The following is a 21,028-nucleotide window of genomic DNA, read 5'->3' as shown; positions in this document are numbered from 1 at the left end:
AACTACGATTACCACGCATTAGCCCGGTAGCACTCTTGGCTACCGTTGCGTCTGATCTCACGACTGATCGCAGAGGCTGCCCGCCCTAGTAGCGCGGCTATGGAACGGATCGAGTTACCTGCCACTACTGCACGCGAAATCTCTTCTCGCTCAGCCAATGTCAGCGCCAATCCTGCGTCAACCATTTCCACCCCGCGTACTGATCCCCTCTCCCGCGCAAATGCGTGTATCGCCGAAGTGAATTCCAGTCTCGATGACCCGAAACGCTCGACACCCTGGGAATGTCCCAGTCCATCTCGAACAGCCGACTCACCCCGTCATGCCTCAGATCATGAAAATGCAGATCCTCTATCTCAAGGAAGAGGCATGCCCGGGTAAAGGATGCCGACACCGACCTGCTGTTGTAGGGAAAGATCTCCTTTTCCGCCTTGGGCATGGACTGAAGGATCGCCCAGGCCTCATCCGGCAGATGGCACCAAACGTTATTGCCGATTTTCTGCCCGGGGTTTTTCATGTCCCGCACTAGGACCGCCTGCCGGGACTCATCCAAATCCTCCCAGCGGATCCGAGTAATCTCCTCCTGTCGGCGCGTCGAGAAGATCGCGAAGGCGATTAGCTTCGGCATGTCGATCTGGGCTTTACGGCGCGTCTGCATCTCGAAATAGTGCTCCATCAGCTTGTCCAGCTCCTCCAGGGTCGGCCGACGGTTGCGCTCCTTGCTTTTGCTGACCATGCCCAGCTTGCGCAACACCTTGCGCGCGTCCGGCATGGCCAACGCATCGACCTCATAGCCCCACGCCGGCCGCGCCACGGACAACACCGCGCCGAGGTGCGACAGATCGTTACCGACCGTCTGAGCCTGGACACCACCGCCCTCCTTGCTCATCCGCCATTGCGCGAACTCCACCAGTTTCTGACTGGTCAACGCCGAATCGTCGAGATCACCCAGCCAGGTATCCTTGATCGCCTTCAGCGTCGCGTTCTTGGTCTTGCCCAGCGGCCGGATCTTTTCGTACTCGTCCAGGTACTGCTCGATCATCTTCCTGATCGTCACCCCCTTGCGGTTCGCGCGCGCGATGGCACCGGGCTCGGCCAGTTCCGTCTCACGCCGTTTGATCCAGGCCTGGGCGACCTGCTTGCGGTCGAAGGTCTGGCTTTCCTGATAAACTGTCTTCCCGTCCCGATTGATCCGTATCTGCGCCGTGTAGGCCGTCGAGTTGTCCTTGCGCTTGCGTGATGTGATCGTGCCCATTTCCAGTTGCTACATTGCCGAATACGCTTGCTACATTGTAGCAAGCGCTCTCGGAAAACAAGGAAAAATGGGTAAAAACCGCTGTATAAAAGATCAGTATCAATGAATTTCGAAAAACCTGAAGCACCCGCAAACACTAGCCATGCCCGTTCTGAGCCGTCCCGCCGCTTCAGCGTGGCGCCGATGATGGATTGGACCGACCGCCACTGCCGCTTTTTCCTGCGCCTGCTGTCGAAAAACGCCCTGCTCTACACCGAAATGGTCACCACCGGTGCCCTGCTCAATGGTGATCACGAGCGTTTCCTGCGGCACAACGAGGCGGAGCATCCGTTGGCGTTGCAGCTTGGCGGCAGTGTGCCGCTGGACCTGGCGGCGTGTGCGCGCATGGCGCAGGAGCATGGTTACGACGAGGTGAACCTGAATGTCGGCTGCCCGAGTGATCGGGTGCAGAACAATATGATCGGCGCGTGCCTGATGGGGCATCCGCAGTTGGTGGCCGATTGTGTGAAGGCGATGCGTGATGCGGTGTCGATTCCGGTGACGGTCAAGCATCGGATCGGGATCAACGGGCGGGACAGCTACGAGCAGCTGTGTGATTTCGTCGGTACGGTGCGCGATGCCGGGTGCACCAGTTTTACCGTGCACGCGCGGATCGCGATTCTGGAGGGGTTGTCGCCGAAGGAGAACCGCGACATTCCGCCCCTGCGCTATGACGTGGCGGCGCAGTTGAAGGCGGACTTTCCGGAGCTGGAGATCATTCTCAACGGCGGCATCAAGACGCTGGAGGCCTGCCACGAGCATTTGCAGACCTTCGACGGTGTGATGCTGGGCCGCGAGGCGTATCACAACCCTTATGTGATGGCCGAGGTGGACCAGCAGCTGTTCGGCAGCACGGCGCCAGTGATCACACGTGCTGAAGCACTGGCGCAGCTGCGGCCGTATATCGCTGCACACGTCGACGCCGGCGGTTCGATGCACCACATCACTCGCCATGTGCTGGGGCTGGGCACCGGGTTCCCGGGGGCGCGCAAGTTTCGGCAGTTGTTGTCGGTGGATATCCACAAGGCCAAGGAGCCCCTGGCCTTGCTGGATCAAGCTGCGGAGCTGCTTGAAGGGCGTTAATGCCCGGTTTTTCTCGCCATTTCAGCCAGGCGGTTTGATCCGCCTGGCGCACCTGTCAGCCGGCGGCCGTCGCCGTCCAGTTCACCCAACCGAATGCCCAGGTTGCCAGGATAAACAATCCGAAAGCGATCCGGTACCACGCGAAGGCGGCATAACTGTGGTTCGCAATGAACTTGAGCAAGCCGCGTACGGCGATCATGGCGAAAAAGAATGCTGTGACGAAGCCCAGGGCGAATACCGGCAGGTCGCTGGCCTGGAACAGTTCCCGGTACTTGTAACCTGAATACACCGCCGCGCCGACCATGGTGGGCATCGCCAGGAAGAACGAGTACTCGGTGGCCGCCTTGCGCGACAGACCAAACAGCAAGCCGCCGATAATGGTCGATCCGGAGCGGGAAGTGCCCGGTATCATCGCCAGGCATTGCGCGAAGCCTACCTTCAGCGCATCCGGCCAGCGCATGTCGTCGACATGGTCGACGTGCACCACGTGGTCCCTCTGCTCCGCCCACAACATGACAATGCCGCCCACGACCAAGGCGACTGCCACGGTGATCGGGTTGAACAGATAGTGATGAATCTGCTCGGCGAACAATACACCCAGAACCACGGCCGGAAGAAAACCGATCAGCAAGTTCAGGGTGAATCGTTGTGCATTACGTTGGGTCGGCAGTCCTTTGACGATCTCTGAGATTTTGCGCCGAAACTCCCAGACAACGGCAAGAATGGCGCCCAATTGAATAATGATATTGAACGCCATGGCGCGTTCACCGCCAAATCCCAGCAAGTCCGCTACAATAATCTGGTGACCCGTACTGGAGATCGGCAAAAACTCAGTCAGGCCCTCTACCGCGCCCAGGATCAACACTTTGAAAAGGGTCCAGAAATCCATCAATCCTCCGTCAGACCGTTCTTTGGGAACGATCCGTCAACTGCACTCAGATATTGAGTAGCTCAAGCAAAACAATCGAGACATCCACACCCATTACCAGATGTAGCGAGAAAGAATATGTCTTATCAAAAGACACACTCAAGCCATGTTAATAATCGTCCGAGTACGAACGCCCCGGAACTATATTTAGGTATTTAGTGGAAAAAAGTCTCGCCACTCAATAAAGTGTGATCGCTCTCACACTATTTGTGTTTCTTAGTAGATTCAGCACCTTGGCATGAATGGTGGCACGCAGTGGGCCAAACAGTGGCAAAAGGACATAAAAAATAATCGCCATCGTTTCAAAAGAGTGGCACAATTCCATATTGCCACCATCTAACGGCACTACCCCACTAGTTCAGCTCACCGGAAAAAGTCAACTAAAAGCTTGAAAAGCTTAACTATTGTTAGAAAACTCGGAAGCCACGTCTAAAATTCGCGTAAATGTTACCAATTGTCAGTCACAGATGAGAACCGGTGCTTTAACATCCCGATGTCAGCACCTATTCGAGTCAATGCATGATGCTTACAGGGAACTTAGCGACTAGAAGCCAGCGCCAGACAAACGATGAACCCGGAGTTCTCACTCTGGGTCGTACCCGTGGCGTGGCTGAACATTTTAGAACGCAAGTCGCAAGGCATGTGCGGACCGATATGGCACTAGAGGCCAATGCCTACACTAGTACAGTCAAGAAGAATGAACGCTCCGGTTCGTATCGCGCCATCTTCATCATCATCGACAGCCCTCCGGCCCTCGAAGAAAGCCTCGCGCTAGTGGAAAACCTGCGCAACGGCAACTTGAAACCCATCATTTGCGCGGTCATCACAGGCCGAGGCACCTACAACAAGATCAAGTACTATCTTGCGGGGGCCGACTACTGTATCAAGCTCAATACCCTTTCCGATGAAAGCCCTGAGTCGCTCGCCGAGTTCTTCAGCAGTGAAGAATGGCAAAGAGATATCAATTTGATATTGGACCCTACCCGTATTTGCCTACTGGGTACCAGCAAGAAGCTGGACATCTCCTTTGCAGAAATGAAGATCCTGGAAGCCTTTGCGCAAACCAGTAACCACATACTAAGTCACGATGAAATCGCCAACATCATGGGGCTCAACACCAACTTTTATGACCCCAGGGCTTTGGAAAAGTCGATCAGCCGCCTTCGTGGAAAAATCAAGGACATGTATGGCACAAACGCCATCCAAAGCATCAGGGGGCATGGGTACCGGTTGATGAGAGGTCTGATTTCAACCCCCTGACACACAGAAGTGATGGCGCTTTAGCACCAACTAAACAGACGTTTTTCTCAACGGCACAAAGATCTCGACTTCATCGTTTTTTTGTATTTCATACCAAAGGCATTTATCGATTCCATGACCGTGGCAACATCGAACCATAACAATAAAAGTTTATTCTATAGCAGCAGATCGAGTGGAACCCATCGAGGGCCAAACTTGGGCCCAGACCCTGCCTTTCGACTACTTCCCAGGGAGTCATTGCTCCCCTGCCGATCATCTTTTAGCCAAATTTGGTGTGTACTTCAGGAGAGAGACATGGAAACTAGTACAACCCTCCCAAGAAAATACTTTGTCGTCGTGACCCACAGCACAACGTCTCAGCGTGAACTTGAGACCATCCTGTCCAGTGAGCGCTTCAACTCGTTTGGCACCTCCCAGGCACAAATGTTTATTGAAGGTGTTGCTTCGCCCTCTTCCGCTCCCGTGCTGATGGAGTTCAGCTACCCAAGCGTTTCAAGGAAAAACGTCGCGCGCAGTATCGAACATGATACACAGCGACTACTGGCCACCCTGGAATCCGAATGGCTGGCAGCGCAATCGACGAATCCTTTCCACAGCATGCCGGCAACAGCCGGGGCAGCCAGCGACATTGCGCGAACCATCGAGGGCGATACTCCTTGCAGCAAGGCCTGGCAACTCGACAAGGATCAAAGCGCATTGGTAAAAGAGGGCGTCGAGATCAGCCTGACCGGGTTGGAAGCCGCGCTGGTAAAGAAAATGCTGCACCATGAAGAGCGTGTCGTCAGTCGAGACGAACTGATCCTCAGCATCGGCAGGGAGCCGGAACAATACCGTGGCCTGGAAATGTGCCTGAGTCGGCTGCAAGACAAATTCAAAATGGCCAGTAACGGTGAACGCCTGTTTCGTGCAGTAAGGAATCGTGGCTATTGCCTGATCCAGGAAGTCGTGGCGTAAACGCTTACACCTTTAGCGAATAAAACAAACAGAAACAGTGCGATTACAACAATAAAAAAAGCACTCTGTTTGGTTTCAACCTCCGCGCCAGTCAAACCGCCCTCATCCCCACCCCTCCAACAATACCAAACACCACTCTAAGTATTCACCCCCTTCCATTCGACCTTTTCTAACGCTCGGCCTTTTCTAAAAACTTAATAGTTGGCACTTTGCCATCTTGTTAGAACTCGTCAGACAGCATCCCCGCTAATAACTTAGTCTATTGACTGACGACAGTTCGGCATATCGACGTTGTTACCTCAGGACACTCACTACAACAACAATAAAAAGTCTGTTTAACAACTCGGATTTCAACTGTCGAAACCTGAATGGACGTCTTTTGGGGATATTGTATGGATCTTACTCTTAGTATCAATCGAAACACCGGCCTCAAGGGACTTACCTTTTGGGGGCAATGGGCGCTGGCACAGGGCTTTGTAGTTTCTCTGTTGTTCATACTTGCCGAGCGGCACACTGGAACGGTCGAGTTCTATTACCGAATGTGCGCAACGCTCGCCGTACTGGCCTCGGTTCCGGCTTATACGTTCAGTGGTGTGTACCGAAAAAGAGACAATTATCTGTCAGGGCTGGGACGCCTGTTCATGGGCTGGTCCATGACGATGGCGGCGCTGGCCTGCATCGCGTTTATCTGCAAGGCCGATGAGCTGTTTTCCCGGCAAGTCATCCTGGGTTGGGCGGTGTACGGTTTCCTCGGCCAGGCGTTGCTGTATGCGCCGCTGCATGCGTTCTCGAAGTTCTACCAGCGGTCCCGCAAAAGCGAGCATAAAACCCTGATCGTCGGCACCGGTGAACTGGCGCTGGGATTGGCGAACAAACTGAGCGACCTCGAAAACCTGCCATTGGTGGGCCTGGTCAGCAACGGTGCCCTTCCTGCCATGGAGCCGGGCGCACCGCGCATCGTCGGCGCCCAGGAAGACCTGCTGGAACTGATCAAGACCCATGACATCCGTCGCTTGTACATCACCCTGCCCCTGTCGGAAGCGGCAAAAATCGAAGCCATGTACGTCGATTTGCTGGATGCCAGCGTTGACGTGGTCTGGGTGCCGGACTTGAACAGCCTGACGCTGCTCAATCACTCGGTGAAAGTCGTGGATGGCCTGCCGGCGATCTACTTGAACGAAAGTCCGCTGACCAGCCGGCCCACCGCCGCGCTCAGCAAAAGCCTGGTGGAAAAAAGCGTGGCCCTGCTGGCCATTATCCTGCTGAGCCCGGTTTTGCTAGTCATTGCCCTGGCCGTGAAGCTCAACTCCCCCGGCCCGGTGTTCTTCAAGCAGGACCGTCATGGCTGGAACGGCAGGGTGATTCAGGTCTGGAAGTTCCGCTCCATGCGTGTGCACGATGATCATGAGGTCAAGCAGGCCAGCCGTAATGACTCGCGCATCACCGCCGTCGGACGCTTCATCCGTCGCACTTCGCTGGACGAGTTGCCGCAACTGTTCAACGTGCTGCAAGGGCACATGGCACTGGTCGGCCCGCGCCCTCACGCCATCGCGCACAACAACTACTACTCCGGGAAGATTCTCGCCTACATGGCGCGCCATCGAATCAAACCGGGCATCACTGGCCTGGCGCAGATCAACGGTTGCCGTGGCGAGACCGACACCATCGACAAGATGCAGAAGCGTGTCGAGATCGACCTCAAGTACATCAACAACTGGTCGTTGTGGCTGGACCTGAAGATTTTGGTGAAGACGCCGTTCACCTTGTTGTCGAAAGACATCTACTGATGGTTTAGGGCTGCACAAGGCAACACCGCAAGGGGACGCAAGTCCCCTTTTTTGTGGCTGTGATTTGGGAGTCGGGGGTCTACCCGGATTTCTGGATCAGCAAAAAACCACTGTAGGAGCGAGCCTGCTCGCGAAGGCGTTGGGTCAGTCAACATCAATGCTGAATGTACCGACGCCATCGCGAGCAGGCTCGCTCCTGCAGGTTACTCGGTGATCTTCTCGAAGTTGCGATAGAACATGTCGTCGTCGCGACTGTCGGTCATGGAGTGCAACTGGTAGCTGCGATTGAGCCGTGCACCGCCGTCCCGGGTCAGTGGCGACCAGACGAGGTTGGCGCGGCGCATGGTCGACATGCTCATCAGTTCGTCGAACGGAATGGACAGGTAGATGCCTTTGTCGAAACTACCTTCGCCGTATTCAGCACCGGTTGCGGTGGTGATCGTTGCCCAGGCACCAAGCCGTACCCCGTTGGAAAACTCTCGCGAGATATCCAGCGTGCCGCCCCAGTCGCCTGCCAGGTAACGCCCGACGCTGACGGCTGCCAGCGTATCGTAGGGCAAGTCGGTGTAGCCGGTGATGTGGCCGGTCACCACTGAATAATCACGCAAGCCAAACCCTTGGTCGAACTCACGCTGGCGGACGTAGTTCAGGTCCGCGCCCAACGACCAGCGCTCGCCGGTCGGACGGAACAGCACCTCGCCACCGACGCCGGCAAACATCGACTCCAGGTAGCCACCGTACACCATGCCATACAGGTCCTTGTCCAACTGTTCGGCATGGCTGAACTGGAACAACGGCATGGTGACGTCGGACGTGGTCATGTACTGGCGCAAGTCCGTGCGCACGCGGGGCAAGCCGCTGGGTGCGTCATAGGTGAACTTGTCGAAGTTGTTGATCAGGTTGGCACTGAGCAAGCCGCTCCACCAGGTGTTGCGGTTGAAGCGGTACTCGGCGTCCGCGTCGGCACTGAACTGATAGAGCAAGCCATCGGGGCCACCGACGTTCTGCTTGAAGCCCAGTCCGACGCCATAAGCGAATGGCTGCATCGCTTCGGTGTAGAGGGTTTTCTCGTTGTGCGGCATCGCCGGGTTGATTTCGGTGGTGCGGTGCAGCGTTTGCAGCGGCTCCTCGTTGTTGATCACTTCGCGGAAGGTTTGCCGTGGCACGCTGGTTTCTTCGAGCGGCAAGTCGTAGCGCTTGTTCACTACGGTGAACCAGTCGATATCGTCGTTGACGCTGTTGTCCAGAATCCGGCTCGCCCGGCCAACGGCCTTGGCCGAATGGAAGTAACGCTGCTGCTCGCCATACACGATCAACTCGGAATCGCGCTGGCTGATGCGCTCGACCTTGTACCCGGCATTTTGCTGCAGGCGCCGGGACACATCGGCCCAGTTGACCTGATCCATCCCGGTGCTTGGCGCTTTCACTGGCAAGGGTTCAGCCGGCGGGTCGAACGTCTTCGCCGGCGCCTTGCGGCTGACAAAGTTGGTATGGAAAGTGACGCCGAACATCGCCGTGTTGCCGCGCTCCCAGGCCGCGCTGACGTCGATCGAGTCAGTCAGCTTGAACACCGCGCCGAGGTTGATCGGCGAGTCCTGCTTGATCTCGTTGTCCTTCGGCTCGTGCTTGTAATCGTTGCCTTCGTATTCGAGTTTCAGACTGAGCCGATCCCAGGGCGTCTGATAGCTCACGCCGCCGAAAAAGGAAGGGCTGCCGCGAAAATAGGCCCCGGCGTTGACATCACCGGTGCCCTCGCTGTCGGGCCGGGTCTTGAAGCGATCACTGATGTAGCCCAGCGGGTTTTCGAAGTCACCGCGGTTGCCCAGGTAACCCCAGGCAATGCCGGCGCTGAAATCAAGATTGTCGTAGCGCTTGTTGGCCACCACGAATTCACTGGAGAACAGGCCTGTACCACCGATGTCCCGGAAGCCCACGGCCACCTCGGGCGCCCAATGGCTTTCTTCCCACAGGCGGGCCTTGAGGTCGACCGCCTTGTCCTTGTAGCTCTGGCTGCCACTCAGCGATTCAGGGCCGTAAGGGCGGTTGGTGATCGCGGTGTAGCGAAACGAGCCTTCCAGCCACTCAAATGGCTGAAGTGAAACGCTGTAGCGACTATAGGGGTCGGTGCGGTTGGCATTCAGACTCAACTCACCGGCCGGCGCCATGCGCGCCGTCGGCGTTTGTAACAAGCCTGCGCCACCGAAATCATTCTGGGTAATGCGTGGTTCTGCATGAGCCAGACCACACGGCAATAACAATACGGCTGCAAAACGTAAATTCAACGAACCACCTCAGCCAGCTGCGTGGCAATAAATTCGGCCAACTGCTGATTCAGTTCAGGGATAGGCGGATCAAGGTCATCGCTTTTGACCGGGACCAGAATCTTGCTGCCGGCGGCAGGTATCTGCCCGCTCTCGCGATTCCAGTGGGCAATGCCGACGCGCCGGGTGACGCCGTTGGGCTGGATCAACCACAGGTAATCGGCGTCCGCATCGACAAGCGGTGTGCAACCCTGCAGGTAATCGCGGGCCTCTTGCAGCGCTTGATAGGGCAACCGACACGACTCGGCGACAGCGCCGAGCACCTCGACTTCGTCGACCCGCAACGGGTAGATGAGGCGATCGCCGTCGTCCAGGCGAATGTTGCGGGCAAACCCGACTTCCACGGCGACCGGGTCCAGGACAGCCACCTGGCGCCCAGTGACCGGCATGCGCCTGACTTGCTCGGCCAACCGCACCGCCAGGGCAGCCCGGCTCGGCCTGTCGAAAAGCACGGCCATGCGCTGCAGCACGTCCAGATCAAACAGCACCCCGACCTTGAGCCGGGTCTGTTGCTCGACCAGGGACTGACGCAGCAATACGCCCGCCAACCAGTAACTCTCGGCATTGGGCTGTGCCACGCTGATCACGTCCAGCAATCGCCCGCCCGCCGGCAGCTCGACCGCCCCCGGATTGGCAACATCACCGGTGACGGTGACCGTTGCATGGCAGGCGCCGGCGATGAACAGCAGGCATGCCGATAGAGCCCTGACCCGCTTCACCGGGCATGCCTGCGGTCAGGGGTCAGTTGCACGATCTTGACCCGCAGCTGCGAGGTCAGTTGCTGCTCACTCTGCACAATGAAACCGTCAACGGGATCGACCCAGTAACGATTGGTCGCACGCAGGCCGATGGCCGGCGCGTCAATCTGCTCATCGACACGTAGCACGGCATATTCCTTGTTGAGGATTTCCAGGGTTTCCATGGATTTGCGGAAGAAGCGACTGTTCAAGGTCACCCCGACTTCCTGGCCCTGGTAGAGATCGATCCAGCGCTGGCTGGTGTAGCCATCCGGTACTTGATGGAGGCCTTGCTTGAAGGGCGAGACGTCAGCGAGGCGCGTCCCGTCCAGATCACCGCCCAGGCCCAGGCCGATGCTGCGCACCGCGAGACCGTCGCGCATGAGCAGAACCTGTTTGCCGGACGCGACCCAGAACTGCAGGTCGCCGCGCTCACGCACCAGCGCCAGCACGCCGGAACCGGACGGCGTGGTCAGCTTGAGCTGGGGAAAGCGCACATCCGCCACCTGGGCCGCCGTCACGTCCAGCTCATCCGGCCCCGCCACCGCCGATTTGAGGTTGGTCATCGAAGCAACCATCAGCGGGTTACAGCCACACAACATCAAGGCCGCTATCAAGCAGACGCCAACATTCAACGTTCTCACGATCGGACCCGGCCTTAATTGCTGTTGCTGCTGACTTCACTCATGTTCTTCGCCGCGGAAGCGCCCGAACCGACAATCGCCGCCGACGGCACCAATTGGCTGACGAAGCGATTCCAGCGAGTCACGTTGGCAGGACCTACGTAGACAACATCCTGGGGACGCACTTCAAAGTGCGTGGCCAGCGCCATGGCGGTCGGTGATTCTGCTTGCAGTTGGTAGACCTTCGCCGGTTCGACATCGAGGTTTTCAACCCCCCTGATCACGTACACGGCGTTACCGTTGGAGGTGGTCTGACTCAATCCGCCGACCGAGCCCAGCACATCGGACAGGTTCATGGTGGCGGTCTTGAAGCTCAGTGCGCGGGGCTGGTTGACCTCGCCCATGACGTAGATGCGCTTTTTGTCGTTGTACGGCAGGTACAACTGATCGCCACCCTTGAGGTAGACGTTCTGCAACTCGGAATCCGGCTGGTTGAGCGTGTCGAGATTAAGCGTGTAGACCCGCCCGTTTCGCGTCAGCAACAGACCGGACAAGTCCGCACTCGTCGTATCGATACCGGCAGAACCGAGGGCCTCGACCACACTGAGCGGGTTGGTGGAAATCGCTTGCGGACCGGCCTTCGAAACGGCGCCCGTGACCACGACTTTCTGACTGGAAAAGCGCAACACGGCGACATCCACCTGCGGGTCCGCGATGAAGGCCGACAACCTTTCTTCGATGTCCGATCGCAGTTGCTGGACGGTCTTACCGGCCGCCTGCACCTCTTTGATAAACGGGTAGTACAGCGTGCCATCGGCCCGAACCAGGCGACCGTTGGCATCAATCTGCTGTTGCGCGCCGGAGGGTGCGGTCAGCTCCGGGTGATCCCAGACCGTGATGTACAGGACATCGTTACTGCCGATGCGGTACTCGGCCGGTGCCGCCAACAGTTCCGTCGGCACGGACTCACGCTTTTGCGTGGCCCTGTTCATGGCGATGAGCTTGGGCGTGATCGGAATGAGCTCGACCCGGCTGCTCTCACTGGCGCCCTGGCGTGTGATATCACTGGTGCTCAGGTATTGGCCGGGGGAAAACATGCAACCTTGTAAAGCGATGCTTGCCAACATTAAAAGAGAAAAACTACGAGTCATAATGGCACTACGCTATTCAAGGGCGAATCTCAAAACAAAGTCACCCGATTTGCATCGGGCGACCTTGTACTGCACCAACAGATGTTTCAGTTAGTTGTGCGTACCGGTTGTACCCGTGGTACCTGTCGTACCCGTCGTACCGCCGTTTGCACTTCCACCACTGTTGGACGCTGCTACAGCACTGGCGACCATTGCAGTACTGGCTGCAGTGGCTTGAGTCGCCGCCACGCTACCCAATACATTGGTCGCAGTTGTAAGCGGCGCTTCTACCGCGGACGCCCAGTTGCTCAACATCGTCAACAGGGCAATTGCCATCACTTTCTTCATATCAACTCCTTTCTAACATTCGACCTGATCGAAATCGGGTAGTGCGTTAGAGGTGGTAGAGTTCAAGCCCGCGAAAAGTGCGGACAAGATCCGTCGTTCTTTCACAGTCTTACCCAACTAATAAAAGTCGAACGGCAGGTTTATATCTACGGACTTGCAAAAGGCATAGCCAGTGTATTTTCCCGACAACATCTAACAACCCGACCGAAAATAACGCTAGGCTAAAACGCCATCATCCCAGGTAGCCTTTGGGGTGATTCGATTGCCAGCGCCAGGTATCAATGACCATGTCCTGCAAGTTGCGCGTAGCCTTCCAGCCCAGCTCTTTCTCCGCCTTGGAAGGATCGGCCCAGCTCTCGGCGATATCACCCGAGCGACGCGGCATCATCCGATAGGGCACCGGCTGACCGCAGGCCTGCTCGAACGCCCGCAGTACTTGCAACACGCTGTAGCCGTCGCCCGTGCCCAGGTTCCAGGTATGAATGCCGGTGCGCCCGGCGATGGACTGCAAGGCCTTGAGATGGCCGTCCGCCAGGTCCACGACGTGGATGTAGTCGCGCACCCCGGTGCCGTCGACCGTGGGGTAGTCGTTACCGAAGATCGACAACTCTTGCAGGCTGCCAACCGCCACCTGGCTGATGTAGGGCACCAGGTTATTCGGAATGCCGCTCGGGTCTTCGCCCAGATGGCCGCTGTCATGCGCGCCGATCGGGTTGAAGTAACGCAACAACGCGATGCTCCAGCGCGGCTCGGCCAGGCTCAGGTCACGCAGCACATTTTCGACGATCAGCTTGGATTGACCGTAGGGATTGGTCGGGTTGCCCGTGGGGAAATCCTCGCGGATCGGCATCTGCTCCGGCTCGCCGTAGACCGTGGCCGACGAACTGAACACCAGGCGAAACACCCCGGCAGCGGCCATCGCCTGACACAGCGTGATGCTGCCGCTGACGTTGGTCTCGTAATACTCAAGCGGCTTGCGCACGCTCTCGCCCACAGCCTTGAGACCGGCAAAATGCAGGACAGCATCGATGGCATGCTGCTGGAAAATCCGGTCCAGCAAGGCCCGATCGCACACATCGCCGCGAATCATCAGCGCACTCTTGCCGCAAATGACTTCCACCGCGTGCAATGCCGCATCGCTGCTGTTGCAAAGATTATCCAGCACAACAACTTCATAGCCTGCCTCAAGCAGTGCGAGCGTGGTGTGCGAACCGATATATCCAGCTCCACCCGTTACCAGAATCTTCATAGCGCGGTCCATAGTGGGAAAGGTGCGAAGTTGCGCGTCAAGCGCCTCTTGTTAAAGGTGTGTGCTGAACCACACAAATAAGAGCGACAACAACCCAAAACAAAATTAGTTCAACGACTAGCAATAAATATTTTTTCAGACCAAACTGTATTGCGGGATACTTATTAGCATTCCGACGCACGCACCACTATCAACAGATACCGACTAAAAATAACCAACAACTATCAACCCGACATCTCATAACATTGTCGCGTTATCCGCACATTGCTATTTGCCACTAGCGGCCATACTCAGGTATTAAAGTAAGCCTTCAATAAACATTGAAACTTGCAATCACTCGTTATTGCGCGCACCCGTTGTCCGTGTTCTATGACTGTCCAGGATACTTTTATGATTCGTAAATGTTTGTTCCCCGCTGCCGGCTATGGCACTCGTTTCTTGCCAGCGACCAAAGCCATGCCCAAGGAAATGCTGCCGATCGTCAACAAGCCATTGATCGAGTACGCCGTCGAAGAAGCACGGGACGCCGGCCTGCAACACATGGCGATCGTCACCGGGCGGGGCAAGCGTGCGCTGGAAGACCACTTCGACATCAGCTATGAACTGGAGCACCAGATTCGCGGCACCGAGAAAGAGAAGTTCCTGGCCGGAACCCGCGAGCTCATCGACACCTGCACCTTCTCCTACACCCGTCAGGTGGAAATGAAGGGCCTGGGCCACGCCATTCTCAGTGGCCGTCCGTTGATCGGTGACGAACCCTTCGCCGTGGTACTGGCCGATGACCTGTGCCTGAACCTGGAAGGTGATGGCGTTCTCACGCAAATGATCGAGCTGTACAAGAAATACCGCTGCTCGATCGTGGCCATCCAGGAAGTCCCCCGCGACCAGACCCACAAGTACGGCGTGATTGCCGGCGAGCCGATCTCCGACGGGATCTACCGGGTCAACAACATGGTGGAAAAACCGGCCCCACAGGACGCCCCGTCGAACCTGGCGATCATCGGCCGCTACATTCTGACGCCGGATATCTTCGACCTGATCGCCGACACCGAACCGGGTAAAGGTGGCGAGATCCAGATCACCGACGCGCTGATGAAACAGGCGCAGAACGGCTGTGTGCTGGCCTACAAGTTCAAGGGTTTGCGCTTCGATTGCGGCGACGCCGAGGGTTACTTGCAGGCGACCAACTTCTGCTACGAAAACGTGTACCTCAAGGGCCGCTAAGACGGCTCCAGCACCCGACGCCCACTCTTCATTTCAGGCAGGCCAACCATGAACATTAAAAAACTCTCGGCATACATTGAAATGGAGGTGGGCAACCTCGGGGTGATGTCCTCGTTATCGCGCCATCAGCGGTTGCCGAGCGCCAACGAATCCTGGCTCGGCCCCACTCTGCTGGTGGAACGGATCGGTATGTTTCCCTCTTCCGGAGACATCCGCCGGCCGATGCTCGACCCCTATCCCCTCCTCGCTCACCTGAAAAGGCTTTACCGCGGGCAGGCGCTGGAAATCGATGACCGCGATGGACTGAAAGTGATTTTCAGCGACTGGCGATTCCGGGTGCGCATTTGCTGCAATGACCCGGCCATCATCATCAATGTGGAGACCCGTTGCGCTACGCAACTGATGCCGCTTAAAACCGCAGAGCTGCTCGCTCATCTGGAGCACTTCGAATCGGCTGCCCTGTGCTGATACCCCGGAGTTGCCACCGACAAGAAGACGATAGAAGTAATCGGCAATCACTTGCCCACCCGTGGCCGGCACCGGATGAATCTTGTCCGGGCCGATCATGGTGGCGGTGTAGCGTTTGACGTCGGTACCGAATGCACATTGCAGATTGGCGTAACCCAAATGCTGCTCGCGTGCCCAGGGTTCCAGGACTTGCGCATAGGCCGACATCGGGTAAGCACTGGAACGCGTCGTGTCCTGACGCAGGATCAGGTTGATGCTCGCCGCCGGTTGAATCTCACGGACCATCCCCACCAATCCCTGAATGTTCTTCCGGTACTGCTCGGGCTTCACGCCAAAACCCTGGTCGTTGCCACCCAGCATGATCAGGTAGATGTCAGCGGGAATCTTCGACACCACCGTCTTCCACTGCGCCTGCCAACGGCTATCGCTGTGGTAGAAGTCAGCGGATGCCGCGCCGGACGCCGCCAGCTTTGATACCCGCACGCCGCCCTGGTCGTTGCTCATCCACAAGCCAAAGAGCGTTGGCGCGCCTTTCACCACTTCCAGCCGGAACGACCAGTTTGTCGCTGCCGAGGTGCCCGGCAGCGGCACTTCCTGAACCCCCGAGCCTGCGAGCGTCAATGGCTGCCAGGATTGGGACGGTGCCCAGCGGTAACGAACCTCATTGGGTTCGCCATTGCCGAGGTAGAGCAGTTTGGCTTGGGAGACAGCCGTGTTGATGGCCGCTGTCGGATTGGCATCGATCTGCAGCCAGGCGCCGGGCCCTCCGGTAAAGGTGCGACTATCGGGGCTGGCCTGGCCGAGGGCGGACACCTGCCAGTCGCCGCCGAAGTATTTTTCGCTGCTGCGGGTGTATTTGAAGTGCGTGCCGCCAAGTGCCGCGCCATGGTTGAAACCGACATAGCCGGGACCGGCGAAACCCGTCTCCCCGGCCAGCCGCTGTACCAGTTTGTTCAGATAGAAATCCTGCCCGGCGCTATAGCTGTCGCCGATCACCGAGATCGACAGGACCTTCCCACCCTTCCCTTCGCGCCACTGGCCAAACCGTTCGCGAGCGTCGCCGACTTCGACCACTGACGCCGCAACAGGCTGGACGTCATCAACTGCCAACATGCATCGCTTCCTTCACTCGAACACTCATCATATCTGGGGTACCGGGGCGACGTTTGCCGGCGGTTTTTTAGCCGCCGCACGCTCACCCAGGAACAGCACGGAGGTGAAGTTGAATCGACTGAAAACCATCGATAGAACCACCGGCCCCAGCAAGCCACACGTCAAGCCACCGAGCACCAGAAGGCTTTCGTCCTTCACGCCCAAACGCCCCAGGACAAACCGCGAAGTGGCGGCAAACAACACATGGAACAGGAAAATCCCATAGGAATACCCGCCGAGCCAGGTCAGCCATTTCGAGCGCATGTCACTGGACAGCAACGCAATGCAGGACACGCAACCCACGGTCAAACCGATCAGGCTGCGGCGGTCGACGATCAACTCGCGATCCACCGCCGCCACGTACAGTAGCGTCAGCGAGATCAACACAAACACCAACGGCCCGATCACCTTGAACCGTTGTTTCACCGCATCGACATTTTCCTGGCCAATCATCCCCGCCACAAAGAACGGTAGCAGGTAGATCGCGCCATTAATGCCGAACGCATCGAACTTGAACTGCGGTAACAAAAACAACACCGCCGAAAAGGCAAACAGCAGATACAAGCGCGTCGCCGAGCGCAGCAAACCACGCCACTCCAGCAGGCCGACGAACATGAAAATGATGAACACCGCCTGCAGGAACCAGAAGTGGTTGATCGGCACCCAGAACGACAACAACGCGTCGATCACACCGACGTCCTTGTTCACACCCGGCCCCACCGCCTGCAACACCGAGAACGGCACGCCCACGCAAAACAGCGGCACGATCAAGCGTCGCACCTTGCCGCTGAAAAACGCGGAAAAATCATTGCCGCGTATTTTGTAGATGGAGTAAATGTAGCCCGAGATAAAGGTGAACAGCGGCATCCGCACGTACACCATGGAGTCGGCAATCACCCGGAACGGCGAGCCCAGGTCTATTTTCAAGCCGCCACCCAACGGGCCGATCACGTGATAGAGCACCAGCAGCAGGCACGCCAGGCCACGCAGGGTTTCGATCTCCAGGGACTTTTTCCTACTCGACATAAAGCACCTGCCTCAATTCAGAATTCTTGATTCAACTTGCACCGGCTTGTTCGCCCGCAACATCAATCCCAGACCGACGAACAACACCGGCACCACCATCGAGAAGTGCCGGGCGAAGGAGCCGAAGTCCGGCTCGAACAGGCCTTGAACCAGCAGGAACGCCAGCGGAATCGCGATAAGTTCCTTGGGCTTGGTCTGGATCGGCGCGCCTTTGTAATCGGTCGACGTGATGACTTTGAATAGCAGCAATGCGGTCATGATCATCAACGCCACGAAGATCACCTGCCCCGGCCCCGACAGCAAAATCAGTTCCACCGGGAACGACAGCCGGAAGAAAATGATCATCGAGTCCAGCGCTTGCGAGACAAAGTCGCTGCCGCTGAGCCACGAGACGATCAACGACTTGGAGCCCTCTTCGCCCGCCGTGCGCAGTTCATTGTTGCTGGCGCGAATCGACGACACCGGAAACCCGAGCGCCACCTGGATCGCCATGGCGACCGCCAGGTAGAACAAGAACAGCATCAGGAAAAAGGTGAGGCGCGAGACATACTTCTTCATCACGCAGACGCCGACCCAGGACAGTGAAAACAGAATCCAGTAGGGCCGGATCAGCACGCCGTAGATCACCGCCGAGAAGAAAAATCCGCCGCGATACTTGCGCGTCAAAGAGCTGAGTAAAATGCTCAACACCGCCACCGACACAATGATTTCCTTGGTCAGGTTTTCAAGGAAGAACGAACGAACGATGCCCCACAGACACAGCGTGCCGAAAATCGTCAGCGGCATGCGCCGGAAGACCACCACCGGAATCGCCGTGAGGAAAAAATTGCAGAACATGCCGTACGCCCAGGCATTGGTCAGATTGATCCCGGTGGGTCGCAGTAGAAACGCCGAACACTCATAGGAAGAGCGATCCGGCGAGAACGGGTTCCAGAAATTGCAGTTGTCGGCACGGGCGTAGGACGACCACAAGGTCATGGCATCCGGGCCAGGATCGCGAGGGACCAACAGCGGCATGGCCACTGACAGAAACAACCCGGTGAACAGGATCAGGAACGATATCGACGAGTCGAGTCTCTTGCCTCGAAACTCGATGCACGGCAGTTTCAACCCCATGCCAAAGCCCCCTTCGGCCGGGTCACACGGGTCAACACGGCAATCACGCCGAGCTGCACGATGATCGCAAAGACGTTGCCCCAGGCAGCGCCGTAGATCGAATAGTGCTTGATCAGCAGGTAGCTGGCCGGCACCGAAACCAGCAAGCAGATTGCCGCACTGGCCAGTGACACCCGGCTGTTCTTCGAGGCAATCAAACCGCCCCAGACGATGTCGCCAATGGCACGCAGGGCGAAGGAAAAAATCAGCACGCCGAGGATCGCGTTGTCCGGACGCGGCACGGTCGTGGCGACGTAATCGAGCACAACGTTGAAGAACAGATAAATCAGCACCGCCACTGCGGCGGACACCACCAGCGAGCGCATGACCCATTTGTTCACGAACAGTTGCCGGACCGTGAACGGCTGTTGATCAGCCTGAAAACGCTTGGCGAGCACCGGAATGCCGACCACCGCCACCACCGCATAGGACAGCGCCTGCAGGGTATTGGCAGCCGACCAGGCGTACACGTACTTACCAAGGCTGGCGTAGGGCTCGAGGTCGATAATCAGAAAGCGCTCGGCGTACTGACTCAACGCGATCAAGCCCGTGCCGAGATAGAACGGCAACCCGGCCTTCCACACGGTCGCCGTGGCCAGCGACCCGCTCACCCGGCCCTTGTGCACGTTCACCACAATCAGGTAACCGGCGACGATCACCAGCACGTTGGCCGCAACCCACAGCCACAGCACACTGGCGATCCCGGACACCCAGCCGAGCATCATCCCGCCCACCGCCAACAGCGCCCAGAGGCCGGTCTTGATGAAAAACAGCAACGCACCGGCCGTGGCTTTCTGCGCGGAAAACACGAAGGAGTTGATTTCGAACGACAGATGTTCCGTGAGCAAAACCAGGGTCACGCAGAGGATCAGCGTGGTCGTTGCCTCGACGTCCTGGAACAGCGAATAAACCAACACCGTCACCACCGACAACAACAGCCCCACAGCCAGGTACAGCAGCAGGACCTTGTCGACGACCCGTCGCGAACTGCCACCGACGCTGATCAACCGATTGATTTCGGAACTGAAGCCGACGCTGTAGAACTTCGACGCAATCAACGAGGCGGCGACCACCACGCCGTAAAAACCCAGCGCCTCATAACCGAGGAAATGGGTGATCGCCAGCACCAGCAAAAACTTCGCGCCCAATGCTCCGCCGCGAAGCAGTAGCCGAAATATCATCGAACGATACCTTTGATGATGTCGTCCATGGCCACGGTTTTTGCCTCGATCTCGCGGCAAGTGTCGGTCAGGCGTTTGCCGAAACTGGACAGTGCGTTCGGCGCGTAGACCGTGTCGATGATGGTGTCGACATTAATGTCGCCGCCGTTGATCACCCAGTCTTCCACGCCCATGTCCTGATAGGCGCCGAAACCTTTGCGCTCATAGCTGATGTGGTACGCCGGGACGCCGGACAGCAGCGATTCGATGGCGCCGTGCAGGCGCACGGAAATCACCAGGTCCGGCTGATATTTGGCCAGCGTCGCCTTCAACGGCAGCAGGTCTTCGGTAATGCCCAATTCGCGATAGAACGCACCGTCATCGTTGCCGCGAACGGCGCTCTGGACCGCGCAAACCACTTTGCTTTTGTTCTTCAAGCGTTGCAGCAGCAGCTTCAAGTTCGCCACGTAAGCGACCTTCTTTTCCTTGCTCCACTCCGGCGGCTTGCGCAGCACCACACACACCGTTGCCGGCGATGACGCGCAACGGGTGAACTTGGGCTGCATGAGGATTTTGCTGGCCAATGACTGGACCGCCAGATCCGGCGCGCGGTAGACATTTTCACAGGCATCGAAAATCGCCGACGACCTGTTGTCACGCACGAACACCGCATCGGCGCTGGCGTAATGCTCGACGATCTTGCTGCTCTCGCCGTGGAACGGTCCGATGCTTTGCGGCAGGTACACCGACGGCACTTTGCTGAGGATCGCCGTTTCCAGTTGCTTGGCGTGGCCCAGTTTCAACTTGATGTGTTCGAAGGCGCTTTTGGAGCGCATGTAGCCGCCACCGACGCCGACGATCAAATCGGTTTTCTTCAACAGATCAGCAAGACCGGCGTAGGACTGGTTGAGGAACACTGCCTGCTTGACCCGCCCCAGCCCCTTGGCCGCCATGACCGGCGCGTCAAAACGCGGGTGCGGCAAGTAACTGAAGGACTCTGGATCGGAGGCCACGACACTGATCGAGGTGTCATCACCAAAGTTTCGCTGCACCAGGGCAATGGCCAGATCCACGAGCAGACCGTCACCGGAGTTGGACGCACTGTAGCCATGCAAAATCGTTACGTTCATAT

Annotated in this window: 18 protein-coding genes and 2 pseudogenes; 6 read left to right on the top strand and 14 right to left on the bottom strand. The window is 57.5% G+C overall.

What is annotated here, in order from left to right; genetic code table 11:
* Positions 1-20: 20 nt before the first annotated feature.
* Together EI969_RS17445 and EI969_RS17440 are read right to left on the bottom strand one after the other, a co-directional pair.
* Positions 21-170 (bottom strand): annotated as a pseudogene (locus EI969_RS17445) (helix-turn-helix domain-containing protein); the annotation flags it as partial.
* Complete coding sequence (locus EI969_RS17440; protein ID WP_160388874.1) at positions 161-1,252, bottom strand: tyrosine-type recombinase/integrase; 1,092 nt, start codon at positions 1,250-1,252, stop codon at positions 161-163. The gene EI969_RS17440 and the pseudogene EI969_RS17445, both read right to left, overlap by 10 nt.
* 102 nt (positions 1,253-1,354) lie before the next feature.
* On the opposite strand from EI969_RS17440, the gene dusA reads away from it, so the two are divergent.
* Positions 1,355-2,374 carry a tRNA dihydrouridine(20/20a) synthase DusA gene (dusA, locus tag EI969_RS17435; protein WP_160388873.1) on the top strand — a complete coding sequence of 340 codons (1,020 nt, stop codon included), beginning with the start codon at positions 1,355-1,357 and terminating at the stop codon, positions 2,372-2,374.
* Between the two features lie 55 nt (positions 2,375-2,429).
* On the opposite strand, the gene EI969_RS17430 is transcribed toward dusA, so the two are convergent.
* Positions 2,430-3,263: an undecaprenyl-diphosphate phosphatase gene (locus tag EI969_RS17430; protein ID WP_160388872.1), complete on the bottom strand. Its 834-nt coding sequence runs from the start codon at positions 3,261-3,263 to the stop codon at positions 2,430-2,432.
* 558 nt (positions 3,264-3,821) lie between these two features.
* Here EI969_RS17430 and EI969_RS17425 point away from each other — a divergent pair.
* The 3 genes from EI969_RS17425 (at position 3,822) to EI969_RS17415 (ending at position 7,303) form a co-directional block, all read left to right on the top strand.
* A complete protein-coding gene (locus tag EI969_RS17425) occupies positions 3,822-4,562 on the top strand; it encodes a winged helix-turn-helix domain-containing protein (protein WP_160388871.1) in 741 nt (246 codons plus the stop codon).
* 294 nt (positions 4,563-4,856) lie between these two features.
* On the top strand, positions 4,857-5,516 hold the full coding sequence (locus tag EI969_RS17420) for a helix-turn-helix domain-containing protein (RefSeq protein WP_160388870.1): 660 nt from the start codon (positions 4,857-4,859) through the stop codon (positions 5,514-5,516).
* Between the two features lie 392 nt (positions 5,517-5,908).
* Positions 5,909-7,303 (top strand): undecaprenyl-phosphate glucose phosphotransferase, encoded by a 1,395-nt coding sequence (locus tag EI969_RS17415; protein ID WP_160388869.1) that lies wholly within the window; start codon positions 5,909-5,911, stop codon positions 7,301-7,303.
* 203 nt (positions 7,304-7,506) lie between these two features.
* Here the strand turns inward: EI969_RS17415 and EI969_RS17410 are convergent, their stop codons facing one another.
* The 6 genes from EI969_RS17410 to galE form a co-directional block, all read right to left on the bottom strand.
* Positions 7,507-9,585, bottom strand: coding sequence for a YjbH domain-containing protein (locus tag EI969_RS17410; protein ID WP_160388868.1), 2,079 nt, complete (start codon positions 9,583-9,585; stop codon positions 7,507-7,509).
* Complete coding sequence (locus tag EI969_RS17405; protein ID WP_160388867.1) at positions 9,582-10,343, bottom strand: capsule biosynthesis GfcC family protein; 762 nt, start codon at positions 10,341-10,343, stop codon at positions 9,582-9,584. The genes EI969_RS17410 and EI969_RS17405 overlap by 4 nt, the downstream gene beginning before the upstream one ends.
* Entirely contained in the window at positions 10,340-11,005 is a 666-nt protein-coding gene (locus EI969_RS17400) for a YjbF family lipoprotein (RefSeq protein WP_160388866.1), read from the bottom strand. Before EI969_RS17400 ends, EI969_RS17405 begins: the two co-directional genes overlap by 4 nt.
* Positions 11,006-11,019: 14 nt before the next feature.
* Positions 11,020-12,081 (bottom strand): polysaccharide biosynthesis/export family protein, encoded by a 1,062-nt coding sequence (locus tag EI969_RS17395; RefSeq protein ID WP_160388865.1) that lies wholly within the window; start codon positions 12,079-12,081, stop codon positions 11,020-11,022.
* Between the two features lie 144 nt (positions 12,082-12,225).
* Positions 12,226-12,462 (bottom strand): hypothetical protein, encoded by a 237-nt coding sequence (locus EI969_RS17390; RefSeq protein ID WP_160388864.1) that lies wholly within the window; start codon positions 12,460-12,462, stop codon positions 12,226-12,228.
* A 232-nt stretch (positions 12,463-12,694) separates the two neighbouring features.
* Positions 12,695-13,711: a UDP-glucose 4-epimerase GalE gene (gene galE / locus EI969_RS17385; RefSeq protein WP_160388863.1), complete on the bottom strand. Its 1,017-nt coding sequence runs from the start codon at positions 13,709-13,711 to the stop codon at positions 12,695-12,697.
* A 390-nt stretch (positions 13,712-14,101) separates the two neighbouring features.
* Between galE and galU the strand changes: the two genes are divergently transcribed.
* Both galU and EI969_RS30605 read left to right on the top strand, forming a co-directional pair.
* On the top strand, positions 14,102-14,935 hold the full coding sequence (gene galU / locus EI969_RS17380) for a UTP--glucose-1-phosphate uridylyltransferase GalU (RefSeq protein ID WP_160388862.1): 834 nt from the start codon (positions 14,102-14,104) through the stop codon (positions 14,933-14,935).
* A gap of 48 nt (positions 14,936-14,983) precedes the next feature.
* Positions 14,984-15,403, top strand: coding sequence for a mannose-1-phosphate guanylyltransferase (locus EI969_RS30605; protein WP_256678329.1), 420 nt, complete (start codon positions 14,984-14,986; stop codon positions 15,401-15,403).
* A 6-nt stretch (positions 15,404-15,409) separates the two neighbouring features.
* Here the strand turns inward: EI969_RS30605 and EI969_RS17375 are convergent.
* The 5 genes and pseudogenes from EI969_RS17375 to EI969_RS17355 form a co-directional block, all read right to left on the bottom strand.
* Positions 15,410-16,516, bottom strand: a pseudogene (locus tag EI969_RS17375) (SGNH/GDSL hydrolase family protein); the annotation flags it as partial.
* Positions 16,517-16,543: 27 nt separating this feature from the next.
* Entirely contained in the window at positions 16,544-17,581 is a 1,038-nt protein-coding gene (locus tag EI969_RS17370; RefSeq protein ID WP_160388861.1) for an acyltransferase family protein, read from the bottom strand.
* 12 nt (positions 17,582-17,593) lie between these two features.
* Complete coding sequence (locus tag EI969_RS17365; RefSeq protein ID WP_160388860.1) at positions 17,594-18,697, bottom strand: hypothetical protein; 1,104 nt, start codon at positions 18,695-18,697, stop codon at positions 17,594-17,596.
* Positions 18,688-19,917 (bottom strand): polysaccharide biosynthesis C-terminal domain-containing protein, encoded by a 1,230-nt coding sequence (locus EI969_RS17360; protein WP_160388859.1) that lies wholly within the window; start codon positions 19,915-19,917, stop codon positions 18,688-18,690. Before EI969_RS17360 ends, EI969_RS17365 begins: the two co-directional genes overlap by 10 nt.
* Complete coding sequence (locus EI969_RS17355; protein WP_160388858.1) at positions 19,914-21,026, bottom strand: polysaccharide pyruvyl transferase family protein; 1,113 nt, start codon at positions 21,024-21,026, stop codon at positions 19,914-19,916. The genes EI969_RS17360 and EI969_RS17355 overlap by 4 nt, the downstream gene beginning before the upstream one ends.
* Between the last annotated feature and the right edge of the window lie 2 nt (positions 21,027-21,028).

It is taken from the genome of Pseudomonas sp. PB101 (assembly GCF_009764265.1).
Taxonomy (GTDB): Bacteria; Pseudomonadota; Gammaproteobacteria; order Pseudomonadales; family Pseudomonadaceae; genus Aquipseudomonas.
This window is presented reverse-complemented; position numbering and strand designations above follow the sequence as displayed.

What these genes read in the sequence shown, in the direction of transcription:
- EI969_RS17440 (WP_160388874.1), bottom strand. Translation starts at nt 1,252, where the DNA reads ATGGGCACGATCACATCACGCAAGCGCAAGGACAACTCGACGGCCTAC.
- dusA (WP_160388873.1), top strand. Translation starts at nt 1,355, where the DNA reads ATGAATTTCGAAAAACCTGAAGCACCCGCAAACACTAGCCATGCCCGT.
- EI969_RS17430 (WP_160388872.1), bottom strand. Translation starts at nt 3,263, where the DNA reads ATGGATTTCTGGACCCTTTTCAAAGTGTTGATCCTGGGCGCGGTAGAG.
- EI969_RS17425 (WP_160388871.1), top strand. Translation starts at nt 3,822, where the DNA reads ATGATGCTTACAGGGAACTTAGCGACTAGAAGCCAGCGCCAGACAAAC.
- EI969_RS17420 (WP_160388870.1), top strand. Translation starts at nt 4,857, where the DNA reads ATGGAAACTAGTACAACCCTCCCAAGAAAATACTTTGTCGTCGTGACC.
- EI969_RS17415 (WP_160388869.1), top strand. Translation starts at nt 5,909, where the DNA reads ATGGATCTTACTCTTAGTATCAATCGAAACACCGGCCTCAAGGGACTT.
- EI969_RS17395 (WP_160388865.1), bottom strand. Translation starts at nt 12,081, where the DNA reads ATGTTTTCCCCCGGCCAATACCTGAGCACCAGTGATATCACACGCCAG.
- EI969_RS17390 (WP_160388864.1), bottom strand. Translation starts at nt 12,462, where the DNA reads ATGAAGAAAGTGATGGCAATTGCCCTGTTGACGATGTTGAGCAACTGG.
- galE (WP_160388863.1), bottom strand. Translation starts at nt 13,711, where the DNA reads ATGAAGATTCTGGTAACGGGTGGAGCTGGATATATCGGTTCGCACACC.
- galU (WP_160388862.1), top strand. Translation starts at nt 14,102, where the DNA reads ATGATTCGTAAATGTTTGTTCCCCGCTGCCGGCTATGGCACTCGTTTC.
- EI969_RS30605 (WP_256678329.1), top strand. Translation starts at nt 14,984, where the DNA reads ATGAACATTAAAAAACTCTCGGCATACATTGAAATGGAGGTGGGCAAC.
- EI969_RS17370 (WP_160388861.1), bottom strand. Translation starts at nt 17,581, where the DNA reads ATGTCGAGTAGGAAAAAGTCCCTGGAGATCGAAACCCTGCGTGGCCTG.
- EI969_RS17365 (WP_160388860.1), bottom strand. Translation starts at nt 18,697, where the DNA reads ATGGGGTTGAAACTGCCGTGCATCGAGTTTCGAGGCAAGAGACTCGAC.
- EI969_RS17360 (WP_160388859.1), bottom strand. Translation starts at nt 19,917, where the DNA reads ATGATATTTCGGCTACTGCTTCGCGGCGGAGCATTGGGCGCGAAGTTT.
- EI969_RS17355 (WP_160388858.1), bottom strand. Translation starts at nt 21,026, where the DNA reads ATGAACGTAACGATTTTGCATGGCTACAGTGCGTCCAACTCCGGTGAC.